The organism is Shewanella sp. S23-S33, from assembly GCF_043359565.1.
Taxonomy (GTDB): domain Bacteria; phylum Pseudomonadota; class Gammaproteobacteria; order Enterobacterales; family Shewanellaceae; genus Shewanella; species Shewanella oncorhynchi.
Genome location: NZ_JBHFFD010000014.1, coordinates 217,304 through 233,159, shown reverse-complemented (window position 1 = coordinate 233,159; position 15,856 = coordinate 217,304). Strand labels below are relative to the sequence as shown.

Below are 15,856 nucleotides of genomic sequence, written 5' to 3'. Positions count from 1 at the left end.
CATTCAGCGAAGTCTCAATAAGAAAGCCGCTAATGAAGGCGGCTTTTGTGTTTCGATTATTCCATAACCCTTGAATTTTCTTGGTTACATTAAATCTCGAGGCATTAGAGCAAATACACGTTCAAGCTGCAGGCGCCGTGGGCGCCGACGACGAGGGCTTGTTCGATATCGGCGGTTTTTGATGGACCCGCGATAAACACCCCGAACTCACCTGAGGCTAACGTGATTTCTTTAGCTGCCTGATGTAGGGTCGGCACAATCTTATTCGTTGGCAGGGCTAAGATCAGGTTTTCACAGATAAAAGGTGTCACTCTGTGGCCTAGATTCTTATTGTTAACCCAAATGGCACCGTTTTCGGCAACGCCAATGTCACCTGGGATCACTGCATAATCTATGTTTTTGAGCTCGTGGGCTGTGGGGGGCATTTCACGGTTTGCCGTGACACCCTCTACAAGGGAGATGACCTGTAACCCTTGGGCGATAAGTTCATCGACTTTGGCTTGCAGGGCTTTGATGCCACCTTCTTTATGCAGCGTACCCGCGACAGTATTGAGGTTGGTCTCGAACTGGCCGACGAGATTTTCGACTCTTGGCGTCACATCTATGCTTGGCATAGGGTGATTTGTTAAGGCCGACAGTTTGAGCGCATTGAGAATTTCAAGTTTACTAGACATCTTATAGGCTCCTGTGTTTCTTAAACCAAGCTTCGAAGCTGGAGTTCGGGGCAACGGGCAGTTCACGGTATTTACCCCATGCACCGCTAAAGGGTTTTAACAGACTACCCGGTAGAATGCGCAGCGCAGTTCTCACCACACTCATAGAGCAGTTCAGCATGGTTTCGCTTGCCATAAATTTACCCACTAATGGCATGTAACTGTTTTTGCCATAGGGGAGTTTTCCGGCTTCAGCCTTAAGGCGTCTGTGGTGGAAAATAATCTTATCGAGCGGCACCTTAGTTGGGCAGATATAGGTACAGCTGCCACACAAGGTACAGGCCCAGGCAATCGAGTTAGTGTCATCAATCTTAGCGCCCACTGCGATACCAATTGGGCCAGGGATAGTGTAGTTGTAGCTGTAACCGCCGGAGCGACGATACACAGGACAGGTATTGAGGCAACCACCACAACGAATACACTTCAATGATTCTGCGAGGATTTTATCCTTGAGCATCTCAGTGCGGCCATTGTCGACGATAATAATGTGCATCTCACCTTCGGGCTGTGGGCCACGGTAAAAGGCGCTATAAGTCGTGACAGGTTGGCCTGTGGCGTTGCGTGCCAGTGTTCGCAGTAAAACGGCTGCGCTATCGATATCGGGCACCACTTTGTCGATGCCCATTGAATGCAACTGCAACTTAGGCAGGTTAGCACCCATGTCGGCGTTGCCTTCGTTCGTGCAGACCACCACGGCGCCTTTATCGGCAATTGCCATGTTCACGCCTGTCATCGCGGCATCGGCGCTAAGGAACTGTTCACGCAGGTGGGCACGGGCGGCGCGGGTTAAATACAAGGGATCGGCTGCCCCCGCTTTAGTGCCGAGTTTTTCATGGAAGAGTTCGCCGACTTCTTCCTTTTTCATATGGATAGCGGGCACCACAATATGCGATGGTGGCATTTTAGCGAGCTGAATAATCCGCTCACCTAAGTCGGTATCTATGACCTCAATGTTACGTTGTTCTAAGTACGGATTGAGGTGACATTCCTCGGTCAGCATAGACTTAGACTTCACCAACTTTTTGACTTTATGGCGGGATAAAATGTCATGCACGATACGATTGTGCTCTGCGCCATCTTTCGCCCAATGGACTTGTATGCCGTTGGCGATACAGTTTTGTTCAAAGGTTTCAAGATATTGAGCAAGATGGGTTAGCGTGTGGAGCTTAATTTCTGAGCCAAGCTGGCGCAGTTGTTCCCATTCTGGGATGCTACTCGCGGCGCGGTCGCGTTTTTCTCTGAGCATCCATAGTGCTTTTGAATGCCAGTCGACACGGGTTTCGTCGCGGCAAAAAATATCGGCTTTATGGGCATGGACTTGGGAGCCATTAGCTCCGTGATTATGATTGTAAGCCATGGTGAGTCTCCTAGAGCGCGGCGTTTAGCACTTGCGCTATGTGGCGAATTTCAATCGGCAATTGCTGTCTGCGGATCATGCCATCGAGGTGCAACAGGCATGAGGGATCAAAACCCACCACATATTCAGCACCCGTTGCAGCGTGGGCTTGGGCCTTGTCTTTCCCCATCTTAGCCGACACTGCGCCTTCATCGACGGCGAAGGTGCCACCAAAGCCGCAGCATTCGTCACGGCGGTCTGGATACACTATGTCTATGCCTGCAATATTGGCCAATACAGCTTCGACTTTGTTGAATCTTGGTCCCATTTGCTCACTTGGGGTGGCAAGGCTTAACATGCGAATGCCATGGCAACTCAGTTGCAGGCTAATTTTGTGCGCGAAGGGCTTGGTAAAGGCGGGGATCGGCGCGATATCGTGTAAAAACTCAGTCAGTTCATAGAGTTTGTTGATCACAGCTTGTGCTTCTGGGCTGCTATCAAACTCGTGGAAGTTTTCTTTGGCGGCCACTAAGCAAGAGGCGGCAGGGCAAACAATAGCGTCGCATTCCACTCCCTTAAAGGCGTTGAGCAATTTAAGGGTGGTACTGCGCGCTGCATCGAAGCAACCAGAGTTTGTCATCGGCTGGCCACAGCATGTTTGACCCGCGGGTAGAATCACTTGGTGCCCGAGTTTCTCTAATAATTCCAAGGTGGCAATCGCGACCTCTGGCATCATTTGATTGACTAGACACGGGATGAAAAGGGCGATTTTCATTGTGTTTTCTCTTTCTTGTTAGTGAACGACATTGCCTTGCAGTGTGACCCAATATCCACACTAATGCTAAGGTAGTTGATCAAATATAGGCCTATCTTAGCGGAATAAGTAGCCCTAATTTAGTAAATGAGCTTGTAGATTTTTTCAAAAATGAGAATATTTTAACTTGATGATTACATTGGTTTTAAAATATATTTATTCAGGTTTGAAATTCTCAAAAAATACTTAATGACAAATAAATGAGAATAGTTCGCTTATATAAACAAACGGGGCTAAAAATAGCCCCGTTTGTTTACTACTGTTATACCAGATTAGCGGCTGCACTCTTCGAGCAGATAAGCTAAGTGGCGGTAGGAAATGCCGCTGTGTTGGGTCAAACCGACTTCGCACATACGGTTGGCGTAATAGCCTTCCTTAATCTCGACAGGAATGAGCTTTTTAATATTACGCAGTGCGCTGGCGTTGATTTCAGGCTTATACAAGCCTTTTTCACCCGCGTAACCGCAGCAGTCAATTCCTGCAGGTTTGAGCACTTGCGCAGAGCAGGCATCGGCGATTGCTTGCATCTTAGGTTCAAGTTTCATCTTGCGTGCGCTACAACCTAAGTGCAGTGCCACATTGACTTTTTTGCTGATGTTGAGCTTAGTCAGTAGCTTGTCGTGCATAAACTCAACTAAGTCGATAATTTGTACTTTTGGATTACCTGACAAAGTGCGGTAGGTGCAAGACAGGGCATCGACGATCACTGGCAGCTTGCCACCATTGGTTATCTTGCTCACTGCATCGATGAGTTCTTGGCGTTTGGCATCGGCGTTTTTAAAGTCGCCCTTAGATTCCCACATCTGGCCGCAACATAAATCGCGGGTTTTTTCTGGCGTGATGACGTTATAGCCTGCACGTTCCAGCAGCGTGACGACCACCTCAGGCAAAGTGCGGTTATCGGGATCTTTGGGTGTCGGACCAAAGGTTCTGCCGCCACAGGCTGGGAAGTAAACCACTGTTTCTTGGCCAACTTTAGCGGGGGATGGTTTTGGCAATTTGCCGCCTTTCGGGAAATCGGGGTTCCAATAAGGCACTTCTTTTGAAATCAAACGGCCGGTTTTCATTAGGGCACTGGTAATGTTATCGCCAGTGATCTTGTGGATCACGCCAAGCATGTCAAAACCTGAACTGATAACCTGGTTAACTGCGCCAAAGTGTTTGGCTTGGAAATCTAAGACTTTTTGTTCAGTAGTGCTGATGTACGGCGTGCGCAGTTTACGCACCAGTTGGCCCATGCTGTTATCCACTGGGCAAGCAATAGTACAAAGCTGGCAGGCGGCACAGGTATCAACTACATCGTATTTAGCGGCGGCGCGCATTTCTGCTGCGGCGGCTTTATCACCGGATTGTTCTAAACGTTCTATTTCACGCAGAGTCGCAATACGCTGACGAGGTGAGAAGTTGAGTGCCGATGTTGGGCAGGTTTTTTCACAGAAACCACATTCGATACACTTATCAACAAAATCATCGACCACAGGGCAGGGCTTGATATTTTTAACGTGGACATTGCTATCGTCGTTAAGAATAACGCCTGGGTTTAGAATACCCTGTGGATCAAATACTTGTTTGATGCTCTTCATCAAAGTGTAAGCATCTTGTCCCCATTCTTTTTCGACGAACGGCGCGACAGCACGGCCAGTACCATGCTCGGCTTTCATTGAACCGTCGTACTTGTTAATCACCATGTCGGCAATATCATCCATAAAGGCATGGAAACGATCGATATCGGCTTGAGTCGAGAAGGTGGGGGTAATGATAAAGTGGAAGTTCCCCGCAAGAGCATGGCCATAAATACAGCCTTCAGGGTAACCATGTTTATGGAAAAGCTCAGTGATATCGTGCGCCGCAGCAGCAAGGTGCTCTAGTTCAAAGGCCACGTCTTCGATGATAACTGAGGTTCCCTTTGGACGCTCACCACCTACAATCGGGAACAAGCCTTTGCGCATTGCCCAGTATTTGTCATAAACCGCTGGATTCGTACTAAATTCCATTGGGCGGATAAAGTCAAAGCCGGCGAGTTTCGCGGTGACATCTTGAGTATAATTATCTAAGGTTTTGTCGTCATCAGCACGGGACTCTATCAGTAGAATAGCGGATAGGGCCGGTAATTCTGATAACCAATCTGGCATGCCAGGCTTGCCCGTTACTGCTTTGATTGATGGCCAATCAAGGAGTTCAGCAGCAGAAACGCTTTCACCGTTTATCAGTGGTATGGCTCGTGCGGCATCTTCCATATTATGGAATACGGCCATAGCTGAGGCTTTAAATTTAGCTTCATTCACTGTGTGATAAGTGACTTCATTAATAAAGGCTAAGGTGCCTTCCATCCCCACCATTAAGTGGTTGATGATGTCAAATGGGTCGGTAAAATCGAGTAACGAATTGATGCCGTAGCCGGTGGTATTTTTAATGGAATACTTTTTACGAATTCTGTCCGCTAACACTGTGTTATGACGAGTCATGTGCGACAGTTCTGTCAGCGCATCCAGTATTTTTCCATGGGATTTAACAAAGGCAGCTTTTGATTTTTCACAGCCTGTATCGAGTTCAGTACCATCTGCAAAAAGAAGTTTCGCGGAAGCGATAGTTTGGTAACTGTTTTGCGCAGTACCACAGCACATTCCCGAAGCATTGTTTGCCACAATACCACCAATTTTGGCGGAGCCTATGGTGGCGGGATCGGGACCAATTTTGCGGTTAAGCGGCGCGAGTACGGCGTTAGCGTCGGAACCAATGACAGCCGCACCTAAGGTGATCTGTTTGGCATCGCTACTGACTTCAATCTTTCTAAAACCATCATGGCCAAGGATCAACAAAATACCTTCACCGATAGCTTGGCCAGATAAACTGGTTCCAGCGGCCCTAAACGTGACGGGTGCATCATGCTTACGGGCAACGGCTAATGTGAGCTTTACCTGTTCTAGGGTTTCTGCATGGACAACCACTTCTGGGACTATCCTGAAGTAGCTTGCATCGGTGGACCAGGCAAAACGGCGAATGGGATCATCCGTCACGGGATGATCACCTAATTGCGTTCTTAGATCATCGATGACCAGTTTATAGTTAATCGACATAGCATCACTCTCTTTATTAATAGATTAAAGCCGAAGTCACTGGGAGTGACTTCGGGCATTCAATAAAATAAAACGGCTTAGAATCCACCCCACAGGGTAGCTATTGTGCCCGCCAGTAAGGCATAACCAATGGCAACAGGCATTGTTTTACGGATAATTTCTGATTCTCTACCTGCCATACCCACTACTGTTGCAGCGGCAACCACGTTCATTACGCACATCATGTTACCGGCGTTTGCACCGATACCTTGTAGTGCCAATACCAGTGTGTGGTTCATGCCAATATTGTCGGCCACGCTGTATTGAAGGCTGGAGAACATCATGTTTGAGAAGGTGGCTGAACCCGATAAGAAGGCACCAAAAATCCCCACGATAGGCGCCATCCAAGCCCACACTGCGCCCATGGAACCTGCCAACATATCCGCTAAAGCGACAGGCATTGAGGCAAGACCTGCACCATTCGCGCCTGAGTTTAAGAAGATTTTCACCATAGGCACTGATGCGCCTAATGAAATAATGGTTGGCAACATGGACTTACATGAAACACCGACCGTTTGCTGAATCGCAGGGCTTTTCATTTTGAACAGGAAGAAACCTAGAATACACACGGCAACAAAGAAGGCACCTGGTGCATATAAGGTTGCGAAGCTGGCTTTAAGCTCAGTGCCCATTAGGCCTGTCCAGCTGATGTTAAAGCTTGATAACCATGCTTTTAACGGTGCCACTGTACGCGACAGTACCAAAAGCGCAGCCATGATGATGTAAGGTGTCCAAGCGGCAATTTGGGAAAACTTAGCCGTTGTTTCGACTTTTCCGCTTTCTTGACTGTCATTCTCTGCGAAATCATTCCATGGCGTTTTAGGCAGTAAGTAGCCTTTACGCGCAACGGGGATCACTAAGGCCATACCGATCAGTGAACCGATAACCGAAGGGAATTCTGGGCCTGCAAGGTAGTTGATGATCCATGCGGGGACGGTAAAGGCAAGACCTGAGAAAATCGCAAATTTCCAAATTGCTAAGCCTTCCTTAAAGGATTTATTGCGACCAAAGAATCCTGTCAGCATGGTCACCATTACGAGAGGAATTAATGAACCTGTGATTAAATCGATAGTGATCATATGCATGACGATATATCGAGCATAACCAGCATAGTTACCGCCATGGGCAGCAAATTGCTCCGCCGCCATGCTCACGCCACCTTGGATCAGACCCTGTTCCATCCCAAAAAGTACGGGTAGACCAATCGCACCGAAGGATACACAGGCCGAGTCAGCAATTAAAGCCACGACAGCTGCGGCAACGGGTGGTACACCAAGCAATACCAGTAGTGGTGCGCCAATGGCTGCGGGAGTACCAAAACCAGCACTACCTTCAATAAAGGCACCGAATAACCAACAGATGATGATGACTTGTACACGGGCATCGGCACTGATGTTAGTAAACCCAGCACGGATAGTGTCCATGGCACCTGAGTATTTCAGGGTATTGAGTAGGAATACGGCACCAAAAATGATGGTTAACGGTGTGATGGCTGAGAGCAGTCCTTCGAGGACCGATGCCGCCAGTAATGTGGTATCCATTTGCCAAATAAACACGGCGGCGAGCGCTGTGATTATCATGGAGATAGGCATAGCCTTAGATGCAGGCATTCTGAGTAACACTAGAAATAGCATTACACTGAGCACAGGCGTCAAGCTAGCGAGGAGTTGAAGTATTGTCATGCTTGCCTCTTCATAAAGTGGTCTGTCTTATTATTGATATTAGGATTTTTCATCTGCCTTCATGTCGACTTCCCAGACCAATAAATCAGCAGTTAATACTGCAAGTACTTACGGTCTCGACATTCTGTGTTGTGTACTAGACGCTATTGTGAGCTTGACTAATATGATCTAGATCATCTTGGCTGTTATATGAAATGCTAATTTACAGTGCTGCGGGGTGCTTCTCTCGGGGGATTTTCTTATATGTGACAATGATCACTTAGACTGTTGGGTATATATCTACTTTGGTTATATTAAATTAAATTTGTTGTTTTTCTGGTTATTAAAAGTAGAGCTATCACTCATATTCATCGTCATTATTGCAATTAACTGATCCATTTATTTCATTAATAGTCTGTTATTGGTTTTTTCAGTCATTTTTAAGGTGTGATTAAGGTCGCATAGATTGTTGTGGCTGGATTAACTCATTTACTTCTATTTTCATCAAGCCATTGTAATATTGCCTAATATGTCCATTTTGGAATGTTTTTTTATAGTGATCTAGAGCACCTTTTAAAATGGTGGGATTTTATTGTGATGGATATCACTTAATAAATTTTACTTTAATATGAAATTTAATAACTATTGTTTAATTTAATTTCAGTTTATTTGAGCAAACTGCCAGCCAAAATATTCAAGTATATTGAGAGAACAACAGAAAAGTTGAAATAAAAAGTGATCGCTTCTAATGGGTTAAGAGGGGGAATTGAGAGAACAGGGTGTAATTGAAGCAGAAATTTTAAGTAACAAAACTAAAAAATACTGTTTGAACTTTTATCAAACTGGTTAGTGCCATTAATGCTTAAACGTCATTAATGCGAATATCAGCCGTTTGTGAGAGGTGCTAAAAAGTTCACCAAAGACTGTGCAGGGGAAAAGATAAGGCTTTAATGGCAATTTTTTAGGTTAAATTTACAAAATAAAAAAGAGACGTGATATGTCTCTTTTATTGGTGATTTAGCCCAAAGATACAGACTTAAAACAACTTGCTGCCCCAGCCTAATTTGGTCCGCAGCACGTGGAAATAGTTGTGTCCTTTAGGATGAATAAGCCGTAAACGTTCAGAGCTGCGGCGCACTATAATTTCATCGCCGGGTAACACGGCTAAATGCACGTGGCCATCACAGCTGACTTCGAGGTTTTCGCCATTTTCAGGTGACACAACCATTTTTATGGTGCTGCACGCATCGACAACAATCGGGCGGCACGACAAAGTGTGCGGGAACATAGGTACTAAGATTAGTGCCTGTAAATTAGGCGTCAGAATAGCGCCGCCAGCGGAGAGGGCGTAGGCCGTTGAACCGGTAGGCGTTGACACTATCATGCCGTCGGCACGTTGGCTGTACATGAACTGATCGTCAATATAGACCTCAAACTCAATCATGTGGGCAATTTTACCCGGATGGAGTACGGCTTCGTTGACGGCGGTGTTGCTCGCCTTGAGCATACCGTGGCGATAGACTTCGGCTTCGAGTAAGAATCTATGCTCGGTATCGAACTCTCCATCGAGTACCTTGGCGAGCGCCTCTTCGAAGGCATCGGGCGGCAGATCGGTTAAAAAGCCTAAATTGCCGCGGTTAACCCCAATCACGCCTAAATCGAAGCGGGCTAATACCCTTGCCGCGCCGAGCATGTTACCGTCACCACCGACGACTATGGCTAAGTCGCAACGCGCGCCAATTTCTAGTAAATCGACCGCTATGATATTGGGTCCTAATTCGGTAGCAACACGCTCTTCCACTAAGACTTCAAAGCCCTGCATTGTCAGCCAATAATGCAGACGCTTTAAGGTTTGGTTGGTCCCTTGGTGGTGAGGTTTGCCGATAAGGCCGATAGTATGAAACTTTGTGGTCATATTTATGCTAGATCTGGCCTTAGGCCTTGAAACGTCAAAATTGATCCCCATAATATGCCCAGAGTATTTCAGAAACAAAGCATTTTTAGCTGGAGTGAAAATGAGCAACGAATCGATTAAAGCAGAACAGGATCTGATCCAAGAGGGTGTAGAGTCTGAAGTATCTACCGCAGAAGCAAGTCTGATCGATGAGCTTACCCAGGCCAATTTCCGTATTGAAGAGCTGGAACAGTTACTCGCTGAAGCTTTGGCGAAAGTTGAAGAGCAGAAGGATTCAGTCATCCGCGCCGCAGCCGAGGTCGATAACATTCGTCGTCGTGCCGCAATGGATGTAGAAAAGGCGAACAAGTTTGCCTTGGAAAAGTTCGCCAATGAGCTTTTGCCTGTGCTTGATAACATGGAGCGCGCGCTAATGGGTACAAACCCAGAAGATGAAGCGACGAAAGCGATTTATCAAGGTGTTGAGTTAACTCAAAAAAGCTTACTCACTGCGGTGGCTAAATTTGGTGTTAAGCAAATTGATCCACAAGGTCAGTCATTTAACCCTGACCAACATCAAGCGATTGGCATGCAGCCAAGCGCCGAGTTCCCTGCGAACACTGTGATGTTGGTGATGCAAAAGGGTTATGAGCTGAACAGTCGCTTGCTGCGCCCTGCTATGGTGATGGTGTCACAGGGTGGCCCTAACCAAGAAAGCGCAACGATAGATATCGAAGCTTAAGCTTTATTGGATCAGCCGCTGTTATAAAAGACAGCAACAAAAAAGGACTGCAATTGCAGTCCTTTTTTTATGGGCGGAATTTTTTATTGATAACATTTAGCGTCTTAACGAGATAAGCAAGTTCAGCCTATTGCGCTAGATAAGCATTGATTTGCGCCAGTATGCCTTCGGCATCCAGTTGCAAGTCGTGGATGACTTCCTCTGGCGAGCCATGTTTAATGAACTCGTCTGGCAAACCAATTTGGAGTACGGCTTTAGGCATTTTTAGCTTTTGAAGCTGTTCAAGCACTCCGGCACCCGCACCGCCTATGATGGCATTTTCCTCCACAGTGACTAACACTTCATGGGTTAGTGCCATTTCTTTTACCAGATCAACATCAAGTGGTTTCACAAAGCGCATATCGACAACCGTCGCATCTAAGCTTTCGGCAGCGGTTAATGTCGATGCGAGCAAGGTACCAAAGTTAAGTATGGCAATACGCTTACCTATGCGCTTAATGACACCTTTACCAATTGGCAACGCAGTCATGGACTCGACTTGCATCGCTCCCGTGGCACTACCCCTTGGGTAACGCACCGCACTTGGGCCCGCATCATAGCAATAGCCTGTGTAGAGCATTTGACGACATTCGTTTTCATCGGACGGCGCCATGATCACCATATTAGGGATACAACGCATAAAACTTAAATCGAATGCACCTTGGTGGGTTGGACCATCGGCACCGACGATGCCGCCACGGTCAATGGCAAATAACACGGGTAATTGTTGTAGTGCGACATCGTGAATAAGCTGATCATAGGCGCGTTGCAGGAAGGTCGAGTAAATCGCGACTACAGGCTTGAAACCTTCGCAGGCAAAACCCGCCGCTAAGGTGACTGCATGCTGCTCGGCAATCGCTGCATCGAAATATTGTTTCGGGAAGCGCTGGGAAAACTCCACCATGCCAGAACCCTCACGCATCGCAGGAGTAATCGCTAACACTTTCTCATCTTGTTCGGCAATGTCGCACAACCATTTACCGAAGACTTGAGAAAAGGTCGGTAAACCGGGTTTGGTGGCCGGCTTTTTAAAGAGTGATGGGTCAAACTTAGGCACAGCATGCCAACCGATAGGATCTTTTTCAGCAGGTTCATAACCACGACCTTTTTTGGTCATGATGTGCAGCACCTGTGGACCTTTCAGATTACGCATATTGCGCATGGTCTCGACCAGAGCGTCTACGTCGTGGCCATCGATAGGACCTATGTAGTTGAAACCTAACTCTTCAAATAGAGTGCCAGGAACGACCATACCTTTGAGGTGTTCCTCAGTGCGCTTGGCCATTTCTTTGATGACAGGCATACCTTTCAACACTTTTTTGCCGCCTTCGCGCAGTGTGGTGTAGAAACGGCCTGACATCAGTTGTGCTAAATGATTGTTGAGGGCGCCGACATTTTCTGAAATCGACATTTCGTTGTCGTTCAGTACCACGAGCATGTCATTGTGCAAGTCGCCCGCGTGGTTCATGGCTTCAAACACCATGCCGCCGGTCATAGCGCCATCGCCGATGACAGCGACCACTTTACGACCTGCTTGTTCTTTTTCTGCAGCTATCGCCATCGCTAGCGCGGCGCTAATCGACGTGCCAGAATGGCCAACACTGAAAGTGTCGTATTCACTTTCTTCACGCCATGGGAAAGGATGTAAGCCATCTTTTTGCCGAATGGTGTGCATCTTGTCACGTCGACCCGTGAGAATTTTATGGGGGTAGGCTTGATGGCCTACGTCCCAGATCAGTCGATCAAAGGGGGTATTGTAGACATAGTGCAGTGCCACAGTGAGTTCTACTGTGCCGAGCCCAGAGGCAAAATGTCCGCTGGACATGCCAACAGACTTAAGAAGGAACTCGCGCAGTTCATCGGCTACTTGTGGTAAAAGTGCCTGAGGAAGCTGGCGGAGCTCATTGGGGGTGTTGGCCTGCGCCAACACGGGAAACTGAGAAATGTCCAAACTCATAGCGAGATACTTCGACTCTTATTATATTCTTCGCTCAATGATATAGCGGGCGAAGTCTGCAATTAACTGGCTATTGTATGGCAATTTAGCCAGCGCTGATAGTGCCTCTTGGATCAGTTGTTTGGCGGTGTCTTGTGCACCTTGTAGTCCAAGTAGTTGTGGAAACGTACTCTTATTCGATTCAGTATCTGAGCCTTGCGGTTTACCTAGCTCTTCGGTGGTGGCTACGATGTCAAGGATATCGTCTTGTACTTGGAAGGCGAGTCCGACCGAACGAGCAAAATCCATCATAGCAGCATACTGATCTTTTGGCGCGTTTGCGGCGATCAAAGCTAACTCAACGGCGCAGCTGATAAGGGCGCCGGTTTTCATATTATGTAGCTGAGTTAATGCTTTAAGATCAATATGTTTATCGGTCGAGGCTAAGTCTATCGCTTGGCCTCCACACATACCACGATAACCTGAGGCTTTGGCTAATACTCTTACCATAGCAATATGTTGTTCGCTGCTGATCCCTGGTACGGTTTCGGTGACAATTTCAAAGGCTAAGGTTTGCAGAGCATCCCCCGCTAAAATGGCCGTCGCTTCATCAAAGGCAATATGCACGGTCGGCTGGCCACGACGGAGCTCGTCATCGTCCATGGCGGGTAAATCGTCGTGGATTAATGAATAAGCATGGATACATTCAATAGCTGCGGCGCAAGCATCTAACTTTTCAAGTTCGACCCCAAACATGCGTCCTACACTGTATACGAGGAACGGTCGAATGCGCTTCCCTCCCAATAAGGCACCGTAAGTCATAGCGGCTTTTAATTGGGGAGCTGTATCTTCAAGCGTACTAAAACGCTGTTTTAATTGATCATCAACTCGTTGTTGATATTCTTGAATGGTACTGACTAACACGCTTATTCGCCCTCAACGGCATAGGGGGATAGGGGCGCATTTTCGTCTTGTTTCAGTAAAATGGCCACTTTTTGTTGGGCTTGTTCGAGTTTTGCTTGGCTATTTCGAACGAGATTGATGCCACGTTCAAATTGTTTTAACGCGTCATCGAGGGAGATATCGCCTTGTTCTAGATCGGCAACGATGCGTTCAAGTTCGCCAAGGGATTCTTCAAAACTAAGATTTTCGGGTTTCTTCGCCACGTTCAGGTTTCCTTTGATTTAGCGGACACAAGGTATATCAGGGCGGCGTAAGGGTCAAATTCAGACTAAAGATATTTGCTCAATAGCACGCTTTGTTACTGAAATTTTTCCAGAAAATATAAATTGTCGCTAAACTTGCTTAGTGTGTGTCCGATAACTGACAATAGTATCATCATTTGTATGGTAATTTTTAACTGGATAAACAAGGCTCGTATGTGTGTCGGTGGGATTATCTTATTCGGTAGAATAACTGAGTGTTCTTGCTTACCCAGAGTAAGTATTATGTCGTTTATTACGAAAATTGAGGAGCCGTTGTGGATTTAGCAACAATAATCGGAATTGTGGGAGCCTTTGGTTTTATTCTCGGCGCTATGGTGACCAGTGGCGGCTTGATGATTTTCGTTGATGTGCCCTCGATCCTGATTGTGTTCGGTGGGTCCTTCTTCGTGGTAATGATGAAGTTCACTCTTAAACAGTTTTTAAGCGCCGTTAAAATTGCTTTGAAAGCTTTTGTATTTAAGATTGATAAACCAGAAGATTTGATTGAACAGTCAGTCACTATGGCGGATGCTGCCCGTAAAGGGGGGTTTTTGGCATTAGAAGAAGCGCAAATTAGCAATACTTTTATGCAAAAGGCTGTCGATATGTTAGTCGATGGTCATGATGGTGAAGTAGTGCGTGCAGCTCTAGAGAAGGATATCGCTTTAACGGAAGAACGTCATCGGACGGGGATTGGCATATTTAGAGCCTTTGGCGATGTTGGCCCAGCAATGGGCATGATAGGTACGCTTGTGGGTCTTGTGGCCATGCTATCTAACATGTCAGATCCTAAATCTATTGGTCCCTCGATGGCCGTTGCTTTGTTAACCACATTATACGGCGCTATGGTCGCTAACATGGTTTGCTTGCCTATCGCGGATAAGCTAACAATTAGGATGGGAGAAGAAATGCTTAACCGTAATCTTATTATGGATGCGGTATTGGCGATTCAAGACGGACAAAACCCTAGGGTGATTGAAGGCTTCTTGAAAAATTATCTGGCTGAGAAAAATCGCAAAATAGATACAACGGACGGAGAGTAGCCAATGGCTAAGGCTAAGTGCAACTGTCCACCGCCCGGAGCACCGATGTGGCTTGCAACATTTGCCGACTTGATGTCGCTGTTGATGTGCTTCTTCGTGTTGTTATTGTCATTTTCTGAAATGGACGTGATGAAGTTTAAGCAGATCGCGGGCTCAATGAAGTATGCCTTTGGTGTGCAAAATAAGGTGGAAGTTAAAGACATCCCGAAAGGGACTTCTGTCATTGCCTTAGAATTTAGACCCGGTCGTCCCGATCCGACTCCGATTGAAATCATTAACCAGCAAACGAATGAAATGACTGAACCTGTATTGGATTTCCAAGCGGGTGAAGACGATAGTGCGGGCGGCGTGCAGCAGCAAAATGGTTCTCAGCGGGGTGGCGAAGCGAGTGCAACGGCGCAAGAAGTGGCCGATGCGGTTAAAGCGGAAGCGGCAGCGGCACAAGAAAAGATCAATCAGCAAGTGAAGAAGATGGCGCAGGAGCTCAATAAAGAGATCACCGATGGAGCGATTGAAATTGAGTCATTAGGTCAGCAGATTATTATTCGTATACGTGAGAAGGGGTCGTTTGCTTCTGGCTCAGGCTTCCTGCAGCCTCGATTTAAACCTGTGGTGCGCTCAGTCGGCGAATTGTTAAAAGATGTGCCAGGTGTCATCACAGTGTCAGGTTACACGGATGATATGCAAATAAGCGATGAGCTCTATAGTTCTAATTGGGATTTATCCAGCAAACGTGCCGTGGCAGTGGCCCATGAGTTAGTGCAGGTCAGCGGCTTTGATTCTAATCGAATGAAAGTGGTTGGTATGGCGTCTAACAATCCGATTGTGCCTAACGATTCTCCGGAAAATCGTGCCCGTAACCGCAGGGTTGAAATTGCTATTGAGCAAGGTAAAGCTAAGGAGTCTGAAGAAATTCAGATCGGTAATTCGCCTTAAGTGTTTAGATACTTTCCCAATCTAAAACCGCAATAATCTTGCGGCTTTTTTATTGAGCTAATGTGGACTTTTCCCTTTTAGTTAACGTGTTATGCATCAAATCGCTGTGGTTGATTTAAATCCATTTGGGCTTTACGTTAATCACATTGAGTGTGTAATCCCTAAGTTTCCTTAACCATCCCTCAACGACTTAATTGTTAATGATTCATCTCAAATCACTTATTTTAAGCAGGGCAACTCAAACTATTCGAATAGGCTTTAGTGACATTATTTCAACCTAATTAGCTGCCGTGATTTAGTCATTAATACGCAATGAATACGCAATGAATACGCCATAAATGTGGCCTGTGTCGCTGTTAGCTATGTGCGCTGAAACTCGCCTTTTTAGGTTGCTTGGGTATATAATCCCCCGATTATTCTT

General features: G+C 46.5%; 12 protein-coding genes. 3 read left to right on the top strand and 9 right to left on the bottom strand.

The window, feature by feature from the left end; all coding sequences use genetic code 11:
* Positions 1–104: 104 nt before the first annotated feature.
* From ACHA99_RS04245 to nadK, 6 genes are all read right to left on the bottom strand, one after another.
* A complete protein-coding gene (locus ACHA99_RS04245; RefSeq protein ID WP_028760696.1) occupies positions 105–674 on the bottom strand; it encodes an LUD domain-containing protein in 570 nt (189 codons plus the stop codon).
* 1 nt (position 675) lies between these two features.
* Positions 676–2,070, bottom strand: a complete 1,395-nt coding sequence (locus ACHA99_RS04240; protein WP_393941222.1) for a lactate utilization protein B — start codon at positions 2,068–2,070, stop codon at positions 676–678.
* Between the two features lie 10 nt (positions 2,071–2,080).
* On the bottom strand, positions 2,081–2,824 hold the full coding sequence (locus ACHA99_RS04235; RefSeq protein ID WP_113941022.1) for a (Fe-S)-binding protein: 744 nt from the start codon (positions 2,822–2,824) through the stop codon (positions 2,081–2,083).
* Positions 2,825–3,135: 311 nt separating this feature from the next.
* On the bottom strand, positions 3,136–5,940 hold the full coding sequence (locus ACHA99_RS04230; protein ID WP_393941219.1) for an FAD-binding and (Fe-S)-binding domain-containing protein: 2,805 nt from the start codon (positions 5,938–5,940) through the stop codon (positions 3,136–3,138).
* A gap of 77 nt (positions 5,941–6,017) precedes the next feature.
* Complete coding sequence (locus ACHA99_RS04225) at positions 6,018–7,661, bottom strand: L-lactate permease (protein ID WP_049821741.1); 1,644 nt, start codon at positions 7,659–7,661, stop codon at positions 6,018–6,020.
* A gap of 1,015 nt (positions 7,662–8,676) precedes the next feature.
* Positions 8,677–9,555, bottom strand: a complete 879-nt coding sequence (gene nadK, locus ACHA99_RS04220) for an NAD(+) kinase (protein WP_081729057.1) — start codon at positions 9,553–9,555, stop codon at positions 8,677–8,679.
* 100 nt (positions 9,556–9,655) lie between these two features.
* Here nadK and grpE point away from each other — a divergent pair, with 100 nt between their 5' ends.
* A complete protein-coding gene (gene grpE / locus ACHA99_RS04215) occupies positions 9,656–10,276 on the top strand; it encodes a nucleotide exchange factor GrpE (RefSeq protein ID WP_028760692.1) in 621 nt (206 codons plus the stop codon).
* 127 nt (positions 10,277–10,403) lie between these two features.
* On the opposite strand, the gene dxs is transcribed toward grpE, so the two are convergent.
* From dxs to xseB, 3 genes are read right to left on the bottom strand one after another with little or no spacing between them, the layout of a single operon-like run.
* Entirely contained in the window at positions 10,404–12,272 is a 1,869-nt protein-coding gene (dxs, locus tag ACHA99_RS04210; protein WP_263177308.1) for a 1-deoxy-D-xylulose-5-phosphate synthase, read from the bottom strand.
* Positions 12,273–12,293: 21 nt separating this feature from the next.
* On the bottom strand, positions 12,294–13,175 hold the full coding sequence (ispA, locus tag ACHA99_RS04205) for a (2E,6E)-farnesyl diphosphate synthase (RefSeq protein ID WP_393941216.1): 882 nt from the start codon (positions 13,173–13,175) through the stop codon (positions 12,294–12,296).
* A 2-nt stretch (positions 13,176–13,177) separates the two neighbouring features.
* Positions 13,178–13,417: an exodeoxyribonuclease VII small subunit gene (gene xseB, locus ACHA99_RS04200; RefSeq protein ID WP_006080884.1), complete on the bottom strand. Its 240-nt coding sequence runs from the start codon at positions 13,415–13,417 to the stop codon at positions 13,178–13,180.
* Positions 13,418–13,731: 314 nt separating this feature from the next.
* Here xseB and pomA point away from each other — a divergent pair, with 314 nt between their 5' ends.
* A complete protein-coding gene (gene pomA, locus ACHA99_RS04195; RefSeq protein WP_393941214.1) occupies positions 13,732–14,499 on the top strand; it encodes a flagellar motor protein PomA in 768 nt (255 codons plus the stop codon).
* Between the two features lie 3 nt (positions 14,500–14,502).
* Positions 14,503–15,435 (top strand): flagellar motor protein MotB, encoded by a 933-nt coding sequence (locus tag ACHA99_RS04190; RefSeq protein WP_131522981.1) that lies wholly within the window; start codon positions 14,503–14,505, stop codon positions 15,433–15,435.
* The last annotated feature ends 421 nt before the right edge of the window (positions 15,436–15,856 follow it).

What these genes read in the sequence shown, in the direction of transcription:
- ACHA99_RS04245 (WP_028760696.1), bottom strand. Translation starts at nt 674, where the DNA reads ATGTCTAGTAAACTTGAAATTCTCAATGCGCTCAAACTGTCGGCCTTA.
- ACHA99_RS04240 (WP_393941222.1), bottom strand. Translation starts at nt 2,070, where the DNA reads ATGGCTTACAATCATAATCACGGAGCTAATGGCTCCCAAGTCCATGCC.
- ACHA99_RS04235 (WP_113941022.1), bottom strand. Translation starts at nt 2,824, where the DNA reads ATGAAAATCGCCCTTTTCATCCCGTGTCTAGTCAATCAAATGATGCCA.
- ACHA99_RS04230 (WP_393941219.1), bottom strand. Translation starts at nt 5,940, where the DNA reads ATGTCGATTAACTATAAACTGGTCATCGATGATCTAAGAACGCAATTA.
- ACHA99_RS04225 (WP_049821741.1), bottom strand. Translation starts at nt 7,661, where the DNA reads ATGACAATACTTCAACTCCTCGCTAGCTTGACGCCTGTGCTCAGTGTA.
- nadK (WP_081729057.1), bottom strand. Translation starts at nt 9,555, where the DNA reads ATGACCACAAAGTTTCATACTATCGGCCTTATCGGCAAACCTCACCAC.
- grpE (WP_028760692.1), top strand. Translation starts at nt 9,656, where the DNA reads ATGAGCAACGAATCGATTAAAGCAGAACAGGATCTGATCCAAGAGGGT.
- dxs (WP_263177308.1), bottom strand. Translation starts at nt 12,272, where the DNA reads ATGAGTTTGGACATTTCTCAGTTTCCCGTGTTGGCGCAGGCCAACACC.
- ACHA99_RS04190 (WP_131522981.1), top strand. Translation starts at nt 14,503, where the DNA reads ATGGCTAAGGCTAAGTGCAACTGTCCACCGCCCGGAGCACCGATGTGG.